The organism is Actinophytocola sp. (assembly GCF_049647105.1).
Classification (GTDB): Bacteria; Actinomycetota; Actinomycetes; order Mycobacteriales; family Pseudonocardiaceae; genus Actinophytocola.
Map to the genome: position 1 here is coordinate 23,591 of NZ_JBARWZ010000231.1, position 21,749 is coordinate 45,339.

Sequence of the window (21,749 nt, forward strand, 5' to 3'; positions counted from 1 at the left end):
TGCCCGCCTCGGCGCGGCGGGCGCCGCCATGCCCTATTCGCGCGCCCTCTATGGCTGTGGCAGCGTGACCGCGCGGGCGACGGCTTTCGCCTCCTCGCTCGTCGCGCTCAGCTGGTTGAGCGCCGCGACCAGCTTCTTCTCCTCGTAGACGAGGTGGGTTTCCAGTAGCGCGGCGAGCGTGTCCAGCTCACGTTCGGCCGTCGCGACATCCATCGTGGACACCACTTTCAGCCGATCGAGCACGTCCGCGACCAGACGATGATCATGACTCAGCTCGGTCAGTACCGGCCGCAGCTCCGGGAAGTGCTTTGCCAGCACCGGAAATCCCTCGTCGTCCTCCGCCGAGTGATGGGCCGTGAGAATCGAGCAGAACGTCAGGCAATGAGTCGCCAAGTCGACTCCCGTGTACGTGCCGTCACGGAGCCCGGCCAGCAGTTCCCTCAAACGTATGTGCGAAACAATGAGCTGGTTACCGAAAGCGGTCAGACGCTCGTTCATCGCCGTCATCAGACCACAAAAGCGGCGGACGCTGTCGGAGCGCTCGTGTTTACTCGGCTGCATGTTCCTCAGCGTCACCACCACGCACACCCCGGCGACCGATCTCGGGTACCTGCTGCACAAGCACCCGGACCGCGCGCAGCAGTTCGACGTGTCGACCGGCAAGGCCCACGTCTTCTACCCGGAAGTGACGCCGGAGCGCACCACCGCATCGCTGTTACTGGAGATCGACCCGGTCGGCCTCGCCCGCAAGGGTGGCGACACCCTCGGCCAGTACGTCAACGACCGGCCCTACGCGGCGTCGTCATTACTGGCGGTCGCCATGGGCAAGGTGTTCGGCACCGCGATGCGCGGCCGCTGCGACGCACGTCCCGAACTCGCCGAGACCGCGATCCCGTTGGAGATCCACCTCCCGGCGTGTCCCGGCGCGCTCGCGGAGCGGCTGTTCACGCCGCTGGGCTGGACCGTGGCCGCCACCCGCGTGCCGCTCGACCCCGCGTTCCCCGACTGGGGCGACAGCCCGTACGCGGACCTGCGCCTGACCGGCACGCTCCGCCTCGCCGACGCACTGACCCAGCTGTATGTGTTACTGCCGGTGCTCGACGACGCCAAGCACTACTGGGTCGCGGCCGACGAGGTGGACAAACTGTTGCGTGTTGGCAAGAACTGGCTCGCGGCACACCCGGACCGCGAGCTGATCACCGCCCGCTACCTCGCGCACAGGCGCCGCTTCACCGCCGAGGCACTCGAACGGCTGACCGAGCTGGACGACCGTCCCGCCGAGGACGCCGACGAGCCCGAGCCGCCGGAGCGTGAGCCGTCGCTGGCCCAGCTGCGACGGGAGGCCATCGTGGGTGAGCTGCGCGCACTTGGTGTGCGGCGCATCGTCGACATGGGCTGTGGAGAGGGTCGGTTGTTGCGCGAACTGGTGACCGAGCCGACGTTCACCGAGATCGTCGGTGTCGAGGTCGCCGCGCGGCCGCTGCGCACGGCGGCCCGCCGGGTCGACCGTTTCGCGGAGCGGCAGCGCGAGCGTGTCACCCTGTACCAGGGTTCGGTCACCTACGCGGATCCCCGGGTCGCCGGGTTCGACGCGATCGTGCTGTCCGAAGTGGTCGAGCACGTCGACCCACCACGGCTGCCCGCGCTGGCGGCGACCGTGTTCGGGTCGGCCAAGCCACGGCACGTGCTCGTGACGACGCCCAACGCCGAGTACAACGTGCGCTGGGAGACGTTGCCCGCGGGTGACTTCCGGCACCCGGACCACCGTTTCGAGTGGACACGTGCCGAGATGAGCGCGTGGGCGGACGGCGTGTGCGCCGCGCACGGCTACGACGTCCGGCATGTGCCGGTCGGCCCGGTCGACCCGGAGGCCGGCGCGCCGACGCAGCTCGCGGTGTTCACGAGGAGGGCGGCATGACGCGCACCATCGCCGTGCCCGACCTGAGCCTCGTGGCACTCGTCGGTGTCACCGGCTCCGGCAAGTCGACCTTCGCCCGCGACCACTTCGCGGCAACGCAGGTGCTGTCGTCCGACACGTTCCGCGCCATGGTCGCCGACGACGAGAACGACCAGTCGGCGACCCACGACGCGTTCGACGCACTGCACTACGTGGCAGGCAAACGATTGCGAGCGGAGCGGCTCACCGTGGTCGACGCCACGCACGTGCAGCGCGACGATCGCGCGAAGCTCGTCGCGCTCGCCCGCGAACACGATGTGCTGCCGGTCGCGATCGTGTTCGACCTGCCGCTCGCGACGCTGCGAGAGCGCAACAAGGGCCACCGCGACCTGGCTGACCACGTGATCCGCCGCCAGCACGACGCGTTGCGGCGGTCCGTGCGGCACCTCGCGAAGGAAGGCTTCCGCAAGGTCCACGTGCTGTCCCCGGATGAGCGCGTGTCGGTCGAGTACGAGAAGGCGTACAACGACAAGCGCGAGCTGACGGGACCGTTCGACATCATCGGTGACGTGCACGGCTGCCACGCCGAGCTCGTGACCCTGTTGACCCGCCTGGGATACGTGGTCAGCGCGGACGGTGCGTTCCACCCGGACGGCCGCACCGCGGTGTTCGTCGGCGACCTCGTCGACCGAGGGCCGGACACGCCGGGAGTGCTGCGGCTCGTGATGGGCATGGTCGCGGCAGGCACCGCACTGTGCGTGTCGGGCAACCACGAGAGCAAGCTCGTCCGTGCGCTGGATGGCCGGGACGTCCGAGTGGCCCACGGGCTCGCGGAGTCGCTCGCACAGCTCTCCGAGAAGTCCGATGAGTTCCGCAAGAGCGCACGCGAGTTCATGCACGGGCTCGTGAGCCACTACCGGCTGGACGGCGGCCGGCTGGTGGTCGCGCACGCCGGGCTCAAGGAGGAGTACCAGGGCCGGTCCTCCGGGCGGGTGCGGTCGTTCTGCCTGTACGGCGAGACCACGGGCGAGACCGACGAGTACGGGATGCCGGTGCGTTACCCGTGGGCGGACGACTACCGGGGTGCGGCGACGGTCGTGTACGGGCACACGCCGGTACCGAAGGCGGAGTGGGTCAACAACACCATCTGCCTCGACACCGGCTGCGTGTTCGGCGGTGCGCTCACCGCGCTGCGGTGGCCGTCGAAGGAGCTGGTTGCGGTGCCTGCCGAACGCGTGCACTACCAGCCGACCAAGCCACTCGGCGCGCCGACGCGGGCACCGGACCTGTTGCGGCTGGACGACGTCCTCGGCACCCGGCACGTCGACGCGCGGCTGATGGGCAGGCTCAAGGTGCGCGAGGAGAACGCGGCGGGCGCGCTCGAGGTGATGAGCCGGTTCGCGATCGCGCCGCAGTGGCTGCCGTACCTGCCGCCGACGATGGCACCGTGCGCTACGTCCACTGTGGACGGGACACTGGAACACCCGCTGGAGGCGTTCGAGGCGTACCGAGCCGACGGGGTGCCGGAGGTCGTGTGCGAGGAGAAGCACATGGGTTCGCGGGCGGTCGTCGTGCTGTGCCGGGATGCTTCTGTGGGCGAGCGCCGGTTCGGGGCGCCCGACGGTGCGGCGGGCGTGGTGTACACGCGGACGGGCCGGTCGTTCTTCCCGGACCCGACGGCGTTCCTGGAGCGATTACGCACGGCCGCGAACGAGGCCGGCCTGTGGTCCACGTTGGACAGCGACTGGGTGGTACTCGACGCGGAGTTGCTGCCGTGGTCGGCGAAGGCGGATCAGTTGCTGCGACGGCAGTACGCGCCGGTTGGCGCGGCGGCGACGGCGGCGTTACCCGCGGCGGTCGCCGCGCTGGAGCAGGCGGTGGCGCGCGGCGCGGACGTGGCAGGCCTGCTGGCGCGTCAGCAGGCACGGCTGACGAACGCACGTGGCTACGTCGAGGCCTACGGCCGGTACTGCTGGCCGGTCGACGGTTTGGACGGGGTGTCGCTGGCGCCGTTCACCGTGCTGGCCGCGGAAGGACAGGTCCACGCGACCAAGCCGAGGGCGTGGCACAGCGAGGTGCTCGACCGGCTGGTGGCGGCGGACGCCGAGCTGTTACGCCCGACGCGGCGGCTGGTCGTGGATCTGGCGGACGAGGCGTCGGTCGCGGCCGGGGTCGACTGGTGGACGTCGCTGACCGACGCGGGCGGCGAGGGCATGGTGGTGAAGCCCGCCGATCCGTCCGCGGCCGGGAAGCTGGTGCAGCCGGGCGTGAAGTGCCGGGGCCGGGAGTACTTACGGATCATCTACGGCCCGGACTACACCGAGCCGGAGCACCTGCGGCGGTTGCGGCAACGGACGCTGGGCCGCAAGCGGTCGCTGGCGTTACGCGAGTACGCACTGGGTATCGAGTCGTTGACGAGGTTTGTGGAAAAGGAGCCGCTATGGCGTGTGCATGAGCCGGTGTTCGCGGTGCTGGCGCTGGAGTCGGAGCCGGTGGACCCACGACTGTAAGCCGGTCGGCCTATTGTCCAGCTGCAGGACAGGGCGAATCATGAAAGTGATTCACCTATCTTGGGAGGGCACATGGTTCGCCGGACAGTCATCACCGCCGCGGTCGCTTTGCTCGCGGCGGCAGGGGTCACCTTCGCCGCGGCTCCCGCGCAGGCCTCTGCCTGCCCGCTGGGCAACGAGTGCGTGACGACGTACTTCAGCGATGCGTCGCACACCACCGTGGTCGGCGGAAAGGTGGAGTACTGCGACGGCGGGTCGGACTCGTGGGGCAGTCGAAGCGGCTACTTCGACTACTCCCGATCAGCCTGCTGACCACGGGAAACGCGGCTGCCCCTCGGAGTGGACGGACCCGGTCACACATGGTGGGTCCCGCGGGTCATGGAAGCAGGCACAGCGGATCTGCCCAGGCCGACCGGAAGGACCGGAGGCCTGGGCAACCGCGGAACCGAAGCCGCCAGGCGGAGATCGCCGACCGAGCCCGGCCGGGAGGCAATCTGCCGGAGCGGTGTTGCTACCGAGCACCCCGCCCCCTGCTCCGCGGTCGTTCGTACCATGCGGGCCGCGTCGCCCGCCGCCGCATCGGGGCGTGACCTCCAATGTGCGCGCCTGCAGTGACAGCACCGAACGTGAGGCCGCCGCGATCGCCGCGGCGAAGCTCGGTCCGGTGAGGACGGTCGCGTTCAGCGAACGTGGCTCGGGGTCGCCGAACACATAGAAGCTGCTCCCACGCTGACCGCCACCGCGATCGGTGATCACCACGCCGAGCACGCGCCGTGCCATGCACAGAGCGTACGGACTACACGGGCGTGTCCTCATCAACCACTCGATCAGGGAGATTACGACAAAAGCCGTAACGGGTGTCAGCCTGCGGACGACGCGGTTTACAGGGCCTTCATTGCTTGCATTCTCAGCAGCACTTTCCTGAAAGGACCCTTCCGTGACCCATTACGCCCCGAATCCGCCGCAGCAGTCCGCTGTGAAGCCCAGCAATGGCCTCGGAACCGCCGGCTTCGTGCTCGGCATCATCGGGCTCGTGCTCTCCTTCATTCCCCTGATCGGGGTGGTGGCCTGGCCGCTGGTGATTCTCGGAATCATCTTCTCCGCCATCGGCATCAGCAAGGCGGTCAAGGGCCGCGCCACCAACAAGGGCCTCGCCATCGCCGGGCTCGTCGTGTCCGTCGTCGGGCTCGTGGTCTGCATCCTGTGGACGGCCGTGTGGAACAAGGCGGTCGACGACATCAACGAGGAGGCGAACCGCGAAGCCGTGATCGTCTACGAGGTCACCGGCGACGCGCCCACCGCCGACATCACGTACACGACGTTCGGCAGTGAGATGACCACCAACAACGAAACCGTCACGACACTGCCGTGGAGCAAGGAAGTCAGGACCACCGGCATCGTGAAGGACGGTCAGCTGATCGTCACGACCGGCGCCGACGGCGGCAGCGTGACCTGCAAGCTCACCGTCGACGGCGAGGTCGTCAAGACCGCGACCGCGTCCGGCACGTTCGCGATGGCCACCTGCGACAGCATCTAGTCGCCCGAGGGGGCCTGCGGAGCGCCGGGCCCCTCGAAGACCGTCTCCAGCACGACGATCGTCTGCGTGCCGCTCACCCCGTCGATCGTGAAGAGCCTGCGCAGCACGTCCTGCAACTGCTCCGTGGTCCCCGTGCGGATCTTCACCAGCAGGGACGCGGACCCCGCGACGACGTGCGCCTCCTCCAGCTCCGGGATCGCCAGCAGGGCCGCACGCACCGGCTCCTCCCCCATCCACGCGTTCGCCTCGACGAGCACGAACGCCAGCACCGGCCTGCCGACCGCGACCGGGTCGACATCGATGGTGGTGCGGCGGATGACCCCGCGTTCCCGCAGCTTGCGCACCCGCTCGTGGGCCGCCCCCGCGGAGAGGCCCGCCAGCTTGCCGAGGGCGGCGTACGACTGGGTGGCGTCCTCCCGGAGCGCCGCCAGCAGAATCCGATCCAGCTCATCCACCAGATCACCATATCCCATTCGGTACGATGGCCGACATGCTGAACACCATTCCGTCCGAGTTCACGCTCATCGACCAGCGGTTCGCCCGCCTCGACGGCGACTACGTGGTCCGGCGGCTGCACACCGGCGCCCGCAAGTCCGAGGGCCCGGTGTACTTCCCCGCCGGCCGCTACCTGCTGTGGAGCGACATCCCGAACGAGCGGCTGCTGCGATGGGACGAGACGACGGGTGCCGTCGGCGTGTTCCGCGAGAACACCGGCCACGCCAACGGGAACACGATCGACGGGCAAGGCCGGTTGATCACCTGTGAGCAGGGCGCCCGGCGCGTGACCCGCACCGAACACGACGGCACGGTCACGGTCCTCGCCACTCACTGGGACGGGAAAAGGCTCAACAGCCCCAACGACGTCGTCGTCCGAGGAGACGGCACGATCTGGTTCACCGACCCCGCGTACGGCATCGACGACGACTACGAGGGCCACCGCGCGGAGAGCGAGATCGGCGCGTGCCACGTGTACCGCCTGGACCCCGACGGCACGGTCACCGCCGTGGCGACGGACTTCTGCCGCCCCAACGGTCTCGCGTTCTCCCCCGACGAGCAGCGTCTGTACATCGTGGACACTCGCCAGGAACCCAGTCACATCAGGGTGTTCGACGTGCTCGCGGACGGCACGCTGAAGGGCGGCGAGATCTTCGCCGAATGCGACTTCGGCCGCTTCGACGGCATGCGCCTCGACGACACGGGCCGCGTGTGGGCCGCCGCGTGGGACGGCGTGCACTGCTTCCACCCGGACGGCACACTGCTCGGCAAACTGCTGCTCCCCGACCCGGTGTCGAACCTCGCGTTCGGCGGGCCGCGGCGCAACGACCTGTTCATCACCGCCGGTGGTTCGTTGTACAACCTGAAGGTCACGTTCACCGGCGCGCGTTACTGATCCCGGGCACCCGGCCACGGGCCGGGCGCCACCGACGGCACCGCTTCGTCCGTGGTCTCCGTCCGGTACAGGGTCAGGCCCCGCGCCTGGTAGTTCGCCAGCGCGGCCGGGCCGTCGAGCGAGCAGGTGTGCACCCACACCCGTTCGCTGGTCAGCTCCCAGGCTCGCCGCAGTCCCACCGTCAGCAGATGGCCGCCGATGCCCTGTCCCACGAAGGCCGGGAGCAGTCCGAAGTAGGCGATCTCGACCTCACCGGGATGTGTGGCGGCATCCAGTTCGACGTACCCGGCGGGTGTGCCGCGCTGATACGCCACCCACGTCTCCACGCCGGGTCGCGCCAGCCAGTCCTGCCACTGCCGCCATGTCCACACGAGACGGTCGTGCCAGTGCCAGTCACCGCCGACCGAGGTGTAGAGGAACCGGTTGAACTCGGGGCTCACCACCTCGGCCCGCGTCACGGTGACCGACGCGGGCCGAGCTGGTGACAACTCATCGGGAGTCCTCTGTTCGAGGTACCAGGTGGTGATGTCCATCCCCCGATGATGCAGGGTCAGGGCACGACCTCGACGACGTCACCCGGCTGGAGGTTGTTGTAGTACGTCTGCGCCGCCGCGTTCGAGAGGTGGATGCAGCCGTGCGACTGGTCGCCCAGACTGCCCTCGTGGAACGCGATGCCACTCGTCGTGAAGAACACCGAGTACGGCATCGGCGCGTCGTACGCCTGACTCCAGTGGTCGATGTCCTTGTAGGTCACCGTGAACGTGCCCGGCGGTGTCTCGAAACCAGGCTTGCCCGAGGTGATCGGCACGCCGCCGTAGGTCACGACGCCGTTGGCCATCAACCAGGATGTGTTGGCACTCAGGTCGATGCACGCGGCTGCCCGTGCACTGCACGGAGCCGCCGACGCGGCCTGAGCGGTCGCCGGCAGTGCGAGCACCGCCGCCGTTCCCAATGCTGCCGATCCCGCTGCCATCGCAAGGGTCTTCCGCAGCTTCCCCATGACTCAGTCCTCCCATCCGTCCCTTCAGGACTCGTGTTCGGTACCGCACTCACCGGGTACCAATGCGGAGAGTCACACAAACATCACAGTTTGGCCAAGTCCACCGCCGCGGCCATCGCGCGGTAGCCGGCGTCGTTGGGGTGCAGGTGGTCGCCGCTGTCGTAGGCGGGCAGCATGCGCAGCGGGTCGGCGGGGTCCTGTGTGGCCTTGTCGAAGTCGATGACCGCGTCGAACTCGTGGCTCTCGCGGATGAAGTCGTTGACCGCCTGCCGGGTCGCCTCCAGGGTCTCGTCCCAGACCCGCCAGCCCTTGAACGGCACGATCGTGGCGCCGATGACGCGAACCCCCCGGGCCTTCGCCTGCGCGATCACCTGCCGGTACGCGGAAATGATCATCGCGGGGTCGGTCTGGTGCGGGTCCTGCTGGATGTCGTTGATGCCCTCGAGGACGATCAGCGTGCGGACGTCGCCCTGGCTGAGCACGTCGTCGGCGAGGCGGGCGAGCGCGTTGCGGCCGAAGGGGTGACCGGGGATGTCGAGCAGGAGCCGGTTGCCGCCGATGCCCGCGTTGAGCACGCCGAGCCTGCCGCGCAGGCGGTCGGAGAGCAGGTCGGGCCAGCGGTTGTTGGCATTGGTCGTGGAGCCGGCGCCGTCGGTGATCGAGTCGCCGAGGACCGCGACCGAGCCGCGGGCGGTCGAGTGCACGTCGACGCCGCTGACGTAGTGCCACGCGCCGGTCTGCTCGGTGAACGCGGCGCCGGACTCCTGGTCGGCGAAGTCGCCGTCGCGCGTGAAGAACGATGTCTGCGCGGCGAACGAGTGGTAGGTGACGGGGCCGGACGGCGTCGGCGTGTAGGTGGTGACGAGCAGGTCGGCGTCGCGCGGCACGGCGAGGTCGACGGGGTCACTGAGCACCTCGGCGGCGGCGGGCACGACGGCCGAGCGCTGTCCGCCGATGGTGACCGTGCGCATGGTGCCGGGTTTCGCCGCAGGCGAGGTGCCGGACCGCGCGACGGCGACCGTGACGTGGCCGAGCGTCAGCGGGGTTCTGCCGAAGGTGTTGGCGAGCCGCACCCGCACCCGGTCGCCGCCGACGCTGGTGTGGATCACGTTGCGGATCGAGTAGTTCGGGTAGCCGTTCTCCGTGCCCGCGACCCCGGCGCCCGGGGACGCGGCCCACGTGCCGACCCAGCCGCCGGGTGCGTGTCCCGCTGTGGGGCTGGAGGTGGCCGCGCTGGACGTGACGAGCGCCGCCGTGAGCACCGTGGCTCCGAAAACCAGTATCCGCCTCATGACGATGACCGTCGCTCGCCCGCACCGCGGCGACAACCGCTGTCCGGGTGACGAGCCGATTACGAAACGTGTCCGCCGGGTAGGCGACGGTGAGCCGGGTTAGGTTGGCCGCATGACCACTGTCGCACTGCTCGGCACCGGGATCATGGGCGCGGGAATGGCCCGCAGCCTGGCACGCGCCGGGCTCGACGTCACCGTCTGGAACCGCTCCGCCGGCAAGGCCCGCGCGCTCGGCCTGCCCGTCGCCGACGACGCGGCGGATGCCGTGCGCGACAAGGACGTCGTGGTCACGATGTTGTTCGACGCCGAGTCCGTCGCCGCCGTGATGCGGGACGCGCTGCCCGCGATGAAGCCCGGCGCGGTGTGGGTGCAGACCAGCACCGTCGGGCTCGACGGCACCGAGGAACTCAGCCGGCTCGCCGCCGGGCACGGGATCGCGTACGTGGACGCGCCCGTGCTCGGCACCCGGCAGCCCGCCGAGAACGGGCAGCTCACCGTGCTGGCCGCCGGGCCGGACAACGTCCGGCAGACGATCGCACCGGTGCTCGACGCCATCAGCGCGAAGGTCGTGTGGGTCGGCGCGGAACCCGGCGGCGGGCACCGGCTGAAGCTGGTCGCGAACGCGTGGGTGCTGTCGCTCGTGGCCGGCACCGCGCAGAGCGTGGCGCTCGCAGAAGGGCTCGGGGTCGATCCCCGGCAGTTCCTCGCGCTGATCGAAGGCGGCCCGCTCGACGCCGGGTACGCACAGCTCAAGGGCAACGCCATGCTGGCAGGCGACTTCACGCCCGCGTTCGCGCTGAGCGGCGCGACCAAGGACGCGGGCCTGATCCGGGCGGCCGCGGCCGACGCGGGGGTGGCGACCGATCTGGTCGCGGCCATGGAGAAGCTGTTCGCGGCGGCCGGTGACCAGGGCGACGACATGGCGGCGGTGATCCGAGCGGCCCGCGCGACTTGAGTCGCTGTGCGATCCTCTATCCGGGATGAGCGAACTTCCCCACTCAGTCGGTACCCGGACCGCGACGTCTCTGGTGGCGGACGTGTTGTCGCGTGTTCCGGAGCTCACCGACGCCCTCGTCGCGAGGATCGAGGAACAGAGCGCCGGGTACCGCAGGGCGGGCGTGATCGCGCCGCACGACCTGTGGCGGTCCTGCCACGACAACCTCACCCGCCTGCTGAAACTGGTCGCGCGCGCGGCCGGTGACGACCAGGACGGCACCGACCTCTACGACGCGGCCCGTTCGACCGGGCGGCAGCGGGCCCAGCAGCGGATGCCGCTCGACGACGTGCTGCGGTCGTTCCGGCTCGGCGGGCGGCTGGTGTGGGAGGCGCTGATCGACCGGGCCCGCGCCGGTGAGCCTGCCGGCCCTGACGAACTGCTCGACCTCGCGTCCTGGGTGTGGTCGGTCGTCGACGACACCTCGGCGCAGCTCGCGATCGCCTACCACGCAACGGAACGCGAGCTGGTGCGGGTCGACGAGCAGCGCCGCGCCACGCTGTGGGAGGGCCTGCTGCACGGGCGCGCGAAGGACCCGGCGTTCGCGGCGCAGGCCGCGCTCAACCTCGGGGTGGCCCTCGACGGGCCGTACGCGGTGGTGGTCCTCGACGTGGACGCCGGCGACGACCGCACCGGCACGACACTGGAGGTCAGGCTCGCCGACGTTGGCATCGTGTCGGTGTGGCAGGCGCGGCCGACCACGCTCGTCGGGCTGCTCGCGGTCGGGGACTCCTTCGCCGCGCTGAAGGTGCTGCGGGAGAACGCTTTCGTGCCGGCCGGCCTGTCGATGACGGTGCCGACCCTGGCGGAGGTGGACGTCGCGTACCGGCAGGCCGTACTGGCCCGCGACACGGTGCCTCCTGGCCGGGTGGAGGTCGCCGCGCTGGCCGACCGGCTGCCGGAGGCGCTGCTGCTCAACTCGCCGTCGCTGGCCGAGGCGCTGATCGAGCGACGGCTGGGCCCGCTGCTGAAGGTGCCGATGACCGAGCGGCGGCTGCTGCTCGACACGCTCAGCTCGTGGCTGCGGACCGCCGGGTCGATCAACCAGACCGCGAACGCCGTGCACTGCCACCGCAACACGGTGATCAACCGGCTGCGGCGGATCGAGACCATCACCGGGCTGGACCTCACGGACACCGCGGCACACCTTGAGCTGTCGCTGGCGCTGCGTGCGTCGTGGCTGCTGCCGCCAGGGCCGCTGGCCTAGGAACTGCCCTATGATCACGTCGTGACCACGGTTTCACGGCGGGAAGGCATCCTGCTCGTCGCGATTGTCGTCGTCGCGCTCGGGTGGTCGGCGATCGGGGCGAAGAGCCTCGGCACGTGGGCACTCGAAGTGGTCTGGATCCTCATCGGGGCGCCGCTGGTGCTGGTGTTCCGGCGCCGCTTCCCGTTGTCCCGCCTGGTGTGCTGGCTGCTGGTGTGCCACGCGGTCGTGCTCTGCTACGGCGGCCACTACACCTACGCGGAGACCCCGCTCGGCGACTGGTTCCGCGACCGGTTCGACCTTGACCGCAACCACTACGACCGCTTCGCCCACTTCGTGCAGGGGTTCGTGCCCGCCATCCTGGTGCGAGAGCTGTTGCTGCGCCTCACCCCGCTGCGGCGCGGCGGGTGGACGTTCACGCTCACGACCGCGGTGTGCCTGTCGATCTCGGCGTGCTTCGAGTTCGTCGAGTGGGTGTCGGCGTTGATCCTCGGCGCGGGCACGGACGACTTCCTTGCCACACAAGGGGATGTGTGGGACACGCAGTGGGACATGTTCCTTGCGCTGTGCGGTGCGATGCTGGCGCAGCTGCTGCTCCGCCGCGTGCACGACCGCCAGCTCGCCGGAGTCCGCTGAGCGCTTCCGTGCCGTGCCGCACGAGACCCGTGCGCCTGCTCTTGACCGGTCCATCCCGGGTGTTCACGCAGCGCGACTACTTGACTGCGCGCCAGATATGGTCTAAACCATATATGTGGTCTAGACCACATCTCCGGAAACCCCCTGCGTCCCGGGAGATTGGTATGAGCCTGAAAAGAAAAATGGTCATGTTCGCGTCCGCCGCCACCATCGCGCCGTTGGGGCTCGTGGTGCTGCCGGCGGCAACCGCGAACGCACACGGTTACATCTCCACCCCACCGAGCAGGCAGGCACAGTGCGCTCAGGGCACCGTGTCCTGCGGTGACATCAAGTGGGAACCGCAGTCCGTCGAAGGCCCGAAGGGTCTGCGGAGCTGCAACGGCGGCGTCGGCCGGTTCGCCGAGTTGAACGACGACAGCAAGCCGTGGCGGGCGACATCGGTCGGGCGGACGGTCACGTTCACGTGGACCTTCACGGCCCGGCACGCGACGGACAACTTCGAGTACTACGTCGGAAACACGAAGGTCGCGGAGTTCGACCTCAACAACCAGCAGCCACCGGCCACCCTTTCGCACACCGTGAACCTCGGTAGCGCGAGCGGCAGGCAGAAGCTGCTGGCGGTGTGGAACATCGGGGACACGTCCAACGCGTTCTACTCGTGCGTCGACCTGCAGATCAGCGGCCGGGCCGCGGAAGCACCCGCACCGGAGGTCCCCGCCGTGGAGCAGCCCGCGAGCGGCACCTGGGCGAGCGGCGCGTCCTACCCGGCCGGGTCGGAGGTGACCTACAACGGCACGACCTACCGGTCCAAGCAGAGCCACACGGCGCTGCCGGGCTGGGAGCCTGCGAGTACCCCTGCGCTCTGGCAGGCCGAGTAACCCGGTAGCCGAACCGGCCGGCCCGCCGCCCCGGGCCGGCCGGTGCTTCTGGAGGCATTCATCATGAAACACTGGCTCTTCGTCGTCCTGTTGCTCGCACTCGCCGGTTGCGGCGTTGGCGTCACGGAGACGACCGGGGCGTCGCTCTCCGCCCCGCCGCCGGACGGCTCGTACAACGACACCGACGTGATGTTCCTGCAGATGGCCGTGCCGCAGCACGAGCAGGGCATCGAGATGGCAAGGCTCGCGACCGAACGCGCGACCCGGCGCGAGATCCGGGACCTGGCCGCCGCGATCGCGGCCACGCAGAAGGACGAGCTGGCCGAGATGAAGGTCTGGCTGGAGAAGTGGAACCAGCCCGTCGCCTACGACCCCGAACCGAACGCGCACGCGGGTCACGGCGGCATGCACGGCTCCGACCCCGTGGTGCTGACGGTGCTGCGCGACACCCCGGCGGGCCCCGACTTCGACTCGCGGTTCCTGAACCTCCTCACCGGGCACCAGCACGGCGCCGTCGAACTGGCGCGGATGGAGGAGAAGGACGGCCGCCACCCGGACGCGAGGTCCCTCGCCGGTCGCATCATCAAGTCGCGGGCGGCGCAGATCCGGCAGATGGGCACCTACCTGGGATCCTGACCGGATACGGGCCGATCAAGCCCTGCCGGGCCGGGTGGTCACTCGTCGAAGTCGCGGGCGGCCAGGTCCTGGAAGGTCCGTAGCGCCTCGTCGGCCTGCGAGCCGGTCGCGGAGACGTGCACCTCGTCGCCGCCCCGGGCGCCGAGCGCCATCAACGCGAGCACGCTGCGGCCGTCGGCGATGGCGTCGCCGAAGCGGACCGTCACCCGCGCGTCGAGCCCGGTCATGGCGCGGGCGACCATCGCGGCGGGGCGCGCGTGGAGGCCGATCTCGTTGGTGAGCGGCACGATCACCTCGACCGTTGCCATGGGCCTGGCGGTGGCGATGCTCTGGCTGCCCATGATGTCGACGCCGCCGGGCAGCCCATCGACCTCTCCCGTGACGACCGGGCCGCCTGGCATGCCGATCGCCTCCTCCGCGGCGTGGGCAACGTCGTCGAGGTCCGCGCCGCCCTGCGCGGCGACCGCGGCCGCGACCGTGCCCTCCACCAGCGGCGCGTCCACGAGCCGGGCGTCATCGGCCATCTCGACGGCCATCTCGGCGACCATGCGTGCGCTGCCGAGGTCGTAGAGCAGCACCACGCCCGCGCCGTCGTCGGCCCGTTCCAGTGCGCTGGTCACGGCCTCGAAGTCGGTGCCGATGCCGCCGTCCGCGGTGCCACCCGCCGGCACGACGGTGACCTCCGGCGCCATCTGCGCCGCCACCTCCACCACTCCGGCCGCGAGCCCGGCACTGTGCGAGACCACCACGAGCCCGACCCTGCTCACCTCGCGGCCACCTCCGCGAACGCACGCAGCAGCAGCGACGTCGACCGCGCGCCGGGGTCCATGTGCCCGGCGCTGCGTTCACCCAGGTAGGACGCGCGGCCCTTGCGTGCGACCAGCGGGACGGTGGCGTCCGCGCCGGTCTCGGCCGCGTCCGCCGCCGCGGCCAGCAGCGCCGCCGCCGTGTCGCCCTTCGCCGCCTTCACGGCCGGGTCGAGCGCGTCGACCATCGTCTTGTCGCCAAGCTCCGCCTTGCCGCGTGCGACGACACCGCCGAGCGCGGCGGTCAGTGCCTCGGAGAGGTCGGCGGGTTCGAGCTCCGCACGGTCCTTCACGGCGGTCGACGCACGCAGGAACGCCGTGCCGTACAGCGGGCCCGCGGCGCCGCCGACCTTGGAGATCAGCGTCGTGGCGACCAGCTTCAGCACGGCGCCCGGGGTGTCCGGGGTGTTCGCCTCCAGCGCGGCGAGCACCGCCGTGAAACCGCGGTCCAGGTTCTCACCGTGGTCGCCGTCGCCGATGGCGCGGTCGAGCTGGATCAGCTCGACGCGGTGCTCGGCGACCGTCGCCGCGGCGGCCTTCAGGGCGGCGACCAGGTCGTTCGCCGTGCAGCCCACGTCAGTAACCCCACCGCAGCGCGGCCGTGTGCACCGGCGCGTCCCACAGCTCGAGCAGCTCGTCGTCCAGTTTCAGCAGCGTGAGGCTCATGCCCTGCATCTCCAGGCTCGTGACGTACGGCCCGACGAGCCGTCGTTCCACCACGATGCCCCGGTCGGCGAGCAGCCGCTCGGCGATGCCGTGCGCCAGATACAGCTCCAGCAGCGGGGTGGCACCCATCGAGTTGGTGAACAGCAGCACCCGGTCGCCCTCGGCGAACGGCAGGTCCTCGAGGATCGGTTCGAGGAGGCGGGCGACGATCCCGTCGGCGTTCTCGACCGGCATGCGGGCGCGGCCGGGCTCGCCGTGGATGCCGATGCCGACCTCCATCTCGTCGTCGGCCAGGTCGAAGCTGGGCTCGCCGACGTGCGGGACGGTGGGCGCGGTGAGCGCCAGGCCCATGGAGCGCACGTTCGCCACCACGCGTTCGGCGATGGCGTGCACGGCGGCCAGGTCGTCCCCTCTGGCCGCGGCCGCGCCGGTGATCTTCTCCAGCGGCACGGTCCCGCCGACGCCGCGGCGCCCCGCGGTCCAGGTGGAGTCCTTCACGGCGACGTCGTCGTCGATGACGATCGTGCGGACCTCGGTCTCGGCCAGCTCGGCGGCGGTCTCGAAGTTGAGCACGTCGCCGGTGTAGTTCTTGACGATCAGCAGCGCGCCTGCGCCGCCGTCGGTCCTCTCGACCGCGGCGGTGACCTGGTCGGGCGTCGGCGAGGTGAACACGGCGCCGGGGCAGGCGGCGTCGAGCATGCCGGGGCCGACGAGACCGCCGTGCATGGGCTCGTGCCCGGAGCCACCGCCGGAGATGATCGCGACCTTGCCGGACACCGGCGCGTCGGCCCGCACGATGACAGCGGGATCATGGACGACGGTGAGAAGGTCGCCGTGTGCCAGCGCGAGCCCCGTGAGCGACTCGGCGACGACGGTGGACGGATCGTTGATGATCTTCTTCATTGAAACCACCATCCTGACCTGCGGTAATGCCGTTGGTGATCTTGCCGGGCCACCCTCATGCCGTCAAAACGCAGCTTGCCATGATCTACGCCGCATTGGCCAGCGGTCGGACCTTGAACGCGGCTGCCCACTGGTGGTGGGCGAGCAGCAAATCGGGTGATGACTCGGGTCAGGTCCTGCGACAATGCGGAAGTGCGGCTTGTCTGGACACTGAGTCATCACGGATGGGCCTTCTGCTCTGTCATGGACGACCACGCCAGCGCCGACGCGGTCGCCTCTTTCGTCACCGACGGTCCCGAGCAACTGCTGCAGGCCGTAGCCAGAGTTCTCCTGTACGAGACCGACACACAGGCCGAGTTCGAGGCCGAACCCACCGTCTATCGATGGTTCTTCCATCGCGACGGCACCGCGGTCGCCATTCGCCTTGTCGAAGCAGTCAACTCGAACGCACCGGAGCAGGCGGGAACAGTGATCTGGCGCAGCCAACAGCCGACGACCACGCTCGCCAGGGCCGTGATCCGGGCATTCGACAACGTCGCCCACGCCCTCGGCGAGGATGGCTACGAGACCCAGTGGGGCCGCCCCTTCCCCCGGCATGAACTCGAAGCCCTCAGATCTGCCTGGCGCACCTCCACCGCGCGCCCAGCGCGACCTTCCGACAGCTGACCCGACGATGAGTCGCGCGCGGGCCCGGTCGCCCGTCGCGGCGGGTCGGTCGGAGTAGTTTTGCGAATATGACTCAGACTCGGCAGCGGCCACAGGTCGCGCAGCGCGGGATCTTCGCGGGCGTGGTGGTCGTCGCGCTGCTGCTGCTGTTCGGGGTGCCGTGGGCGACGCTGGTGCTGCCGTGGCCGGCGCCGGGCGTCGTGGCGGGCACGGTCGTGTTCGCGGTGGCGGCGGCCGGGTTCCCGTTCCTCATGTTCCTCGGGCACGCGCGCGGCCGGGACTGGGCGGCACGCATCGGCGACACGCTGCTCGGGGTCGTGTGGGTGCTGTTCGCGTGGTCGTTGCTCGGCCTGGTGGCCCGCCTCGCGCAGGTCCCGTCCCGGACCGTGGCCGTGGCGGTCCTCGCGGTGAGCGCGGTGCTGGTGGCGTGGGGCGTCCGCGAGGCGATGCGGGTGCCGAGGGTGCGTCGCACGGAGGTCACGCTGCCCCGTCTCGGCCCCGGCCTCGACGGCACGACCGTCGTGGTGCTGGCCGACACCCACTTCGGTCCGATCAACCGCACCCGCTGGTCGGAACGCACGGCGGCGGCCGTCAACGCGCTGGCGCCGGACATCGTGTGCCACGCGGGCGACATCGCCGACGGCACGGTCACGCGGCGGCTGTCGCAGGCGGCGCCGCTCGGCACGATCACCGCGCGGTTCGCCCGCGGGTATGTGACGGGCAACCACGAGTACTTCGGCGAGGCACAGGAGTGGCTCGACCACATGGCATCGCTCGGGTGGGAGGCGCTGCACAACCGCCACGTGGTCGTCGAACGCGGCGGCGACCGGCTCGTGCTGGCCGGCATCGACGACGCCACCGCGAAGTCGTCCGGCCTCGACGGACACGGCGCGCAGTTGGAGGCCGCGCTGGCCGGTGCCCCGGCCGAGGCACCGGTACTGCTGGTCGCCCACCAGCCTCGTCAGGTGACGCAGACGGCCGGGAAGGTCGACCTGCAGGTCTCCGGCCACACGCACGGCGGCCAGATCTGGCCGTTCCACTACCTCGTACACGTCGACCAGCCGTCGGTGCAGGGGCTCTCCCAGCACGGGACGACGCAGCTGTACACGTCCAGGGGCGCCGGGTTCTGGGGGCCACCGATGCGGGTCTTCGCACCGAGCGAGATCACGCTGCTGACGCTGCGCTCGCCGCGTCAGTAAATCAACCACAAGAGTCAACGAATCAATGTGGGCGAACGGTCACCCACCCTGTTAATCTCTCGCCAGCATTCCTTCCATCAGTCTGCGGAGAAACGGGGATCTCTGCCATGAATTCCATTCCGGGCGCTTTCCCGGACGCGGACGGGAGCTTCGCCGGAAGCTGGCTCCGCCGTCGGCGCACCCAGGCTTTGCTGACACACGAACGACTTGCGACCCTCACCGGGGTGGAAGCACGCGTCATCCGGGACATCGAGTCCGGCCGCATTTCCAGACCGCCCGCCGCCGTCATCCGCCTTCTCCTCGACACCCTGGAAACGACGGACCAGACGGTGATCACGACAATGCGCCGGTAAATTCAGGCGTCGCGCAGGCGCAGGGCCAGCACGCCCACGACCAGGGCGCCTGCCGCCCACAGCGCCAGCACACCGAGTCCGGGGCCACGGGGCGATCGGCTCCGCGTCGATGTCCACAGTGGCCTGAATGGCGAGTCCGGCCATGGTGGCCGCGTACGAGTCCGGTCTGGTGGTACCGCACAGAAACGTGACCACACGGCCCGTTCACGGCATGGGCAACAAACCACCGTCGACCGGAATCATGGCGCCCGTCAGGTAGGAGGCGGCCGGGGACAGTACGAAGGCGGCCGCCCGCCCGAACTCGGCCGGATCACCGTGCCGCCCCAACGGAATCGCCGCCAGGGAAGCGGCCCGCTGGTCCGGAGTGGACCGATCGTCAAGCTGCGTCAACCGATCAGTGGCGATGCGCCCAGGCAGCAAGCCGTTGACCCGCACACCCCGCGGCCCCAACTCGTTGGCCATGGACTTGGCGACCATCGCAAGCCCGGGCCGCAACCCGTTGGAGATACCGAGCGCCGCGATCGGCGCCCGCACCGACGACGACAGCACGAACGCGATCGACCCGCCATCACCCAGCGAGGCCGCGACCTCCCGTGCCAGCCGGACCGCGCCGAGGAACACCGACTCGAACGCGTCGCGCCACTGCTCGTCGGTCGCCGCGGTGACCGAGCCAGACGGCGGGCCGCCGACGCTCACCAGCAGCCCGTCGACGCGCCCGTACGCCTCGCGCGCCGCCGCGAGCAGGCGGGCCGGTGTCTTCGGGTCGGCGTTGTCGCACGCGACACCGACCGCGCCCAGCTTGGCCGCCGACGACGCCACCGTCTCCTCGGTGCGTCCCGTGATCACGACCCGCGCACCCTCGGCGACCAGCGCCGACGCGGTCGCGTAGCCGAGTCCCTTGCTTCCGCCGGTCACCAGGTACACGCGGTCGGTCAGCCCAAGATCCATGTCGACACACTAAGCGGTGAAACCGGCCGAGGTCGGACGACACCGCCGTGAAACCCCGCTGATCCGGCTCCGCCACAAGCCGCTTGGAGAGCGCTTTCCGGGCCGGGCCACAGACCATCGACCGGCCGAGCCGTACCGCAACCGGTACGCGACACGCAAACTCAGCTCGGTCGTCACGTGTAAGGGGCCAGTCGTCCCGGCATGATGGGCTGATGACGCGACGCGCTCTCGTGCTCGGTGGTGGCGGTATCACCGGAATCGCTTGGGAATGGGGAATCCTCGCTGGTCTGGCGGAGGCCGGGATCGCGCTCTCCGACGCTGACCTGGTGGTCGGCACGTCCGCGGGCTCGGTGGTCGGCGCCCAGGTGGCGAACGGTCTCGACCCGGCCGTGCGGTACGAGGCGCAGCTGGCGCCGCCGGACGGCGAGCTGGGTGGGACGTTCGACACGGGCACGATCGTCCGGTACGGCCTGGCGATGCTCGTGGGTTCCCGTGCTCCGCGCAAGGTCCGGCAGCGGATCGGCCGCCTTGCGCTGCGCTCGGATGGCGACGAGTCCGCGCGTGTCGCGGTGATCGACTCACGGCTGCCGGTGAAGGAGTGGCCCTCGGAAACCGCTCTCCGGATCACCGCGGTGGACGCGGAGTCGGGCGAGTTCCGCGTGTTCGACCGCGACTCGGGAGTGCCGCTGGTGCGGGCGGTCGCGGCGAGCTGCGCGGTGCCCGGGGTGTGGCCGCCGGTGGCGGTCGACGGCAGGCGGTACATGGATGGCGGTGTCCGGTCGGGCACGAACGCGGACCTCGCCGCCGGGTACGACAAGGTGGTCCTGCTGGCCCCGCTGACCCGCGGCTTCGGCCCGATGCCGGGCGCGGCGGTGCACGTAGAGCGGCTGCGGCGGGAGTCGGCGGTGGCGCTGGTGAGCCCGGACCCCGAGGCGCTGCGGGCGTTCGGCCGCAACGTGCTCGATCCGGCGAAACGCGCGGACGCGGCCCGCGCGGGCCTGCGGCAGGCACAGTCCGTGGTGTCGGCGGTACGCGCGATCTGGCACGAATAGCCGCGGTCCCCTGGTTCGGCGGCGGTCACCCTCCGCGTGGTTGGACCGGCGCCGACTAGGTGTTCAGCAGCCAGACATGCCCGTCCGGGTCCGCGACCGCGGCGGTGTAGGCCCACGGCTTCTGCTCGGGCGCGGCGACGACCTCGGCCCCCGCGGCGATGGCCCGGTCGAAGGCCGCGTCGACGTCCCCGACGGTGATCGACAACGCGACCTCGCTGGTACCCCGCTCGGCGACCGGCCTGCCGACCGTCCAGCCGAACCCGCCGGTCGGGATGAGCATGAGGGTGAGGTCGTCCCCGAGCAGGAACTGGAGCGGCTCTGGCACGCCGTCGTCGGCCGGCTTCCCGAACGCCTCGAACCCGAACGCGTCCCGGTAGAAGGCGTGCGCGGCGACCCGGTCGGCAGTCGGCAACGCGATGATCATGATCGTGCTCCATTCGTTTCCTGCCGGCCAACCTCGCCGACATATACTTACTTGGTGGAAGTAAACAGTTCGGTGTTGCTGCAGTTGATGGCCGCGCTCCGGGAGTGTGCCAAGTACGTCCATCGCGGTGTCGCGGACCAGCCACTGGACGAGGTGGACGTCGGCCTGCTGGCACTGGCGGGCGCGGAGAAGGGCAGGCTGAAACCGTCCCATGCGGCGGCGATGCTGGAGGTGTCGTTCCCGTCGATCACCCGGCACGTCCGCGCACTGCAGGACAAGAGCCTGATCACGATCGCACCCGACACCGACGACGGCCGCAGCTACGCGATCACCCTGTCGTCGGCCGGCGAACAGGCGTTGCGCGCGTACCGGGACAACCTGGTGGCCCGGTTCACGCCCGCGGTCACGGACTGGTCCGCCACCGAACTCGCCACGCTGGCTACACAGGTGACCCGCCTGGCGGAGTCGATGTCATCGGCCCAGTCATCCGCCGACACCCGCCGAACCCCCACCTCAGCCATCTGGTGGCGCGAGAACTGAGTTATCCACAGGTAGACCGGTTATCCACAGGCAAGATCCACAACACCCGTCCCCGTCGGTGGGTACCGGTAGACTGGCAAGGCGGGACGCCCCCGGGAACGGGCAGGGTTCCGTCAAAGTCGTTTGTGCTGGTCATGTGGTGATTCCGAGTAGCTGTAGTGGTCGGGTGGGGTCGCGGGTCATGCGGCGGAGTCCTGCCGCGATGTTGGTGTATC

25 protein-coding genes are annotated in these 21,749 nt (G+C 70.1%); 15 read left to right on the forward strand and 10 right to left on the reverse strand.

All coding sequences use genetic code 11. The features are described from left to right. Nucleotides 1-48: 48 nt before the first annotated feature. Nucleotides 49-582, reverse strand: coding sequence for a hemerythrin domain-containing protein (locus WBA97_RS27650; protein WP_424233863.1), 534 nt, complete (start codon nucleotides 580-582; stop codon nucleotides 49-51). Here WBA97_RS27650 and WBA97_RS27655 point away from each other — a divergent pair. The 4 genes from WBA97_RS27655 (at nucleotide 560) to WBA97_RS27670 (ending at nucleotide 5,944) form a co-directional block, all read left to right on the forward strand. Then, nucleotides 560-1,918: a 3' terminal RNA ribose 2'-O-methyltransferase Hen1 gene (locus tag WBA97_RS27655; protein ID WP_424233864.1), complete on the forward strand. Its 1,359-nt coding sequence runs from the start codon at nucleotides 560-562 to the stop codon at nucleotides 1,916-1,918. The genes WBA97_RS27650 and WBA97_RS27655 overlap by 23 nt on opposite strands. Then, entirely contained in the window at nucleotides 1,915-4,407 is a 2,493-nt protein-coding gene (locus WBA97_RS27660; protein ID WP_424233865.1) for a polynucleotide kinase-phosphatase, read from the forward strand. The genes WBA97_RS27655 and WBA97_RS27660 overlap by 4 nt, the downstream gene beginning before the upstream one ends. Before the next feature lie 72 nt (nucleotides 4,408-4,479). After that, on the forward strand, nucleotides 4,480-4,719 hold the full coding sequence (locus WBA97_RS27665; protein WP_424233866.1) for a DUF6289 family protein: 240 nt from the start codon (nucleotides 4,480-4,482) through the stop codon (nucleotides 4,717-4,719). A gap of 625 nt (nucleotides 4,720-5,344) precedes the next feature. Next, complete coding sequence (locus tag WBA97_RS27670; RefSeq protein WP_424233867.1) at nucleotides 5,345-5,944, forward strand: MmpS family transport accessory protein; 600 nt, start codon at nucleotides 5,345-5,347, stop codon at nucleotides 5,942-5,944. Here the strand turns inward: WBA97_RS27670 and WBA97_RS27675 are convergent. Next, nucleotides 5,941-6,399 (reverse strand): Lrp/AsnC family transcriptional regulator, encoded by a 459-nt coding sequence (locus WBA97_RS27675; protein WP_424233868.1) that lies wholly within the window; start codon nucleotides 6,397-6,399, stop codon nucleotides 5,941-5,943. The genes WBA97_RS27670 and WBA97_RS27675 overlap by 4 nt on opposite strands. Nucleotides 6,400-6,434: 35 nt before the next feature. On the opposite strand from WBA97_RS27675, the gene WBA97_RS27680 reads away from it, so the two are divergent. Beyond that, nucleotides 6,435-7,334: an SMP-30/gluconolactonase/LRE family protein gene (locus WBA97_RS27680; protein ID WP_424233869.1), complete on the forward strand. Its 900-nt coding sequence runs from the start codon at nucleotides 6,435-6,437 to the stop codon at nucleotides 7,332-7,334. On the opposite strand, the gene WBA97_RS27685 is transcribed toward WBA97_RS27680, so the two are convergent. The 3 genes from WBA97_RS27685 to WBA97_RS27695 all read right to left on the reverse strand — a co-directional run bounded on the left by WBA97_RS27685 (nucleotide 7,328) and on the right by WBA97_RS27695 (nucleotide 9,626). After that, nucleotides 7,328-7,867: a GNAT family N-acetyltransferase gene (locus tag WBA97_RS27685; protein ID WP_424233870.1), complete on the reverse strand. Its 540-nt coding sequence runs from the start codon at nucleotides 7,865-7,867 to the stop codon at nucleotides 7,328-7,330. The two genes, WBA97_RS27680 and WBA97_RS27685, sit on opposite strands and share 7 nt — an antisense overlap. Nucleotides 7,868-7,884: 17 nt before the next feature. Further along, nucleotides 7,885-8,334, reverse strand: a complete 450-nt coding sequence (locus tag WBA97_RS27690; RefSeq protein ID WP_424233871.1) for a L,D-transpeptidase — start codon at nucleotides 8,332-8,334, stop codon at nucleotides 7,885-7,887. An 83-nt stretch (nucleotides 8,335-8,417) separates the two neighbouring features. After that, nucleotides 8,418-9,626, reverse strand: coding sequence for an SGNH/GDSL hydrolase family protein (locus WBA97_RS27695; protein ID WP_424233872.1), 1,209 nt, complete (start codon nucleotides 9,624-9,626; stop codon nucleotides 8,418-8,420). 112 nt (nucleotides 9,627-9,738) lie between these two features. Here WBA97_RS27695 and WBA97_RS27700 point away from each other — a divergent pair, with 112 nt between their 5' ends. From WBA97_RS27700 to WBA97_RS27720, 5 genes are all read left to right on the forward strand, one after another. Further along, a complete protein-coding gene (locus WBA97_RS27700) occupies nucleotides 9,739-10,581 on the forward strand; it encodes an NAD(P)-dependent oxidoreductase (RefSeq protein ID WP_424233873.1) in 843 nt (280 codons plus the stop codon). Between the two features lie 82 nt (nucleotides 10,582-10,663). Beyond that, nucleotides 10,664-11,827: a PucR family transcriptional regulator gene (locus tag WBA97_RS27705; RefSeq protein WP_424233874.1), complete on the forward strand. Its 1,164-nt coding sequence runs from the start codon at nucleotides 10,664-10,666 to the stop codon at nucleotides 11,825-11,827. Nucleotides 11,828-11,848: 21 nt separating this feature from the next. Beyond that, entirely contained in the window at nucleotides 11,849-12,463 is a 615-nt protein-coding gene (locus tag WBA97_RS27710) for a DUF2238 domain-containing protein (protein WP_424233875.1), read from the forward strand. Between the two features lie 164 nt (nucleotides 12,464-12,627). Continuing rightward, on the forward strand, nucleotides 12,628-13,341 hold the full coding sequence (locus tag WBA97_RS27715) for a lytic polysaccharide monooxygenase (protein WP_424233876.1): 714 nt from the start codon (nucleotides 12,628-12,630) through the stop codon (nucleotides 13,339-13,341). Between the two features lie 63 nt (nucleotides 13,342-13,404). Then, on the forward strand, nucleotides 13,405-13,977 hold the full coding sequence (locus WBA97_RS27720) for a DUF305 domain-containing protein (RefSeq protein ID WP_424233877.1): 573 nt from the start codon (nucleotides 13,405-13,407) through the stop codon (nucleotides 13,975-13,977). A gap of 38 nt (nucleotides 13,978-14,015) precedes the next feature. On the opposite strand, the gene dhaM is transcribed toward WBA97_RS27720, so the two are convergent. The 3 genes from dhaM to dhaK are packed head-to-tail and all read right to left on the reverse strand — an operon-like array spanning nucleotide 14,016 to nucleotide 16,352. Further along, nucleotides 14,016-14,744, reverse strand: a complete 729-nt coding sequence (gene dhaM / locus WBA97_RS27725) for a dihydroxyacetone kinase phosphoryl donor subunit DhaM (RefSeq protein ID WP_424233878.1) — start codon at nucleotides 14,742-14,744, stop codon at nucleotides 14,016-14,018. Further along, entirely contained in the window at nucleotides 14,741-15,358 is a 618-nt protein-coding gene (gene dhaL / locus WBA97_RS27730) for a dihydroxyacetone kinase subunit DhaL (RefSeq protein WP_424233879.1), read from the reverse strand. Before dhaL ends, dhaM begins: the two co-directional genes overlap by 4 nt. 1 nt (nucleotide 15,359) lies before the next feature. Beyond that, nucleotides 15,360-16,352, reverse strand: coding sequence for a dihydroxyacetone kinase subunit DhaK (gene dhaK, locus WBA97_RS27735; RefSeq protein ID WP_424233880.1), 993 nt, complete (start codon nucleotides 16,350-16,352; stop codon nucleotides 15,360-15,362). A 243-nt stretch (nucleotides 16,353-16,595) separates the two neighbouring features. On the opposite strand from dhaK, the gene WBA97_RS27740 reads away from it, so the two are divergent. The 3 genes from WBA97_RS27740 to WBA97_RS27750 all read left to right on the forward strand — a co-directional run bounded on the left by WBA97_RS27740 (nucleotide 16,596) and on the right by WBA97_RS27750 (nucleotide 18,570). Then, nucleotides 16,596-17,018, forward strand: a complete 423-nt coding sequence (locus WBA97_RS27740; protein ID WP_424233881.1) for a hypothetical protein — start codon at nucleotides 16,596-16,598, stop codon at nucleotides 17,016-17,018. 68 nt (nucleotides 17,019-17,086) lie between these two features. After that, a complete protein-coding gene (locus WBA97_RS27745; RefSeq protein WP_424233882.1) occupies nucleotides 17,087-18,217 on the forward strand; it encodes a metallophosphoesterase in 1,131 nt (376 codons plus the stop codon). A 107-nt stretch (nucleotides 18,218-18,324) separates the two neighbouring features. Beyond that, nucleotides 18,325-18,570, forward strand: a complete 246-nt coding sequence (locus WBA97_RS27750) for a helix-turn-helix domain-containing protein (RefSeq protein WP_424233883.1) — start codon at nucleotides 18,325-18,327, stop codon at nucleotides 18,568-18,570. Nucleotides 18,571-18,774: 204 nt separating this feature from the next. On the opposite strand, the gene WBA97_RS27755 is transcribed toward WBA97_RS27750, so the two are convergent. Next, on the reverse strand, nucleotides 18,775-19,518 hold the full coding sequence (locus WBA97_RS27755) for an SDR family oxidoreductase (protein WP_424233884.1): 744 nt from the start codon (nucleotides 19,516-19,518) through the stop codon (nucleotides 18,775-18,777). Between the two features lie 212 nt (nucleotides 19,519-19,730). On the opposite strand from WBA97_RS27755, the gene WBA97_RS27760 reads away from it, so the two are divergent. After that, nucleotides 19,731-20,570 carry a patatin-like phospholipase family protein gene (locus WBA97_RS27760; protein ID WP_424233885.1) on the forward strand — a complete coding sequence of 280 codons (840 nt, stop codon included), beginning with the start codon at nucleotides 19,731-19,733 and terminating at the stop codon, nucleotides 20,568-20,570. A 55-nt stretch (nucleotides 20,571-20,625) separates the two neighbouring features. Here the strand turns inward: WBA97_RS27760 and WBA97_RS27765 are convergent, their stop codons facing one another. Beyond that, nucleotides 20,626-20,994: a VOC family protein gene (locus tag WBA97_RS27765; RefSeq protein WP_424233886.1), complete on the reverse strand. Its 369-nt coding sequence runs from the start codon at nucleotides 20,992-20,994 to the stop codon at nucleotides 20,626-20,628. A 54-nt stretch (nucleotides 20,995-21,048) separates the two neighbouring features. Here WBA97_RS27765 and WBA97_RS27770 point away from each other — a divergent pair, with 54 nt between their 5' ends. Next, the gene (locus WBA97_RS27770) at nucleotides 21,049-21,534 is read left to right on the forward strand and encodes a MarR family winged helix-turn-helix transcriptional regulator (protein ID WP_424233887.1); all 486 of its coding nucleotides are present in this window, start codon (nucleotides 21,049-21,051) and stop codon (nucleotides 21,532-21,534) included. The last annotated feature ends 215 nt before the right edge of the window (nucleotides 21,535-21,749 follow it).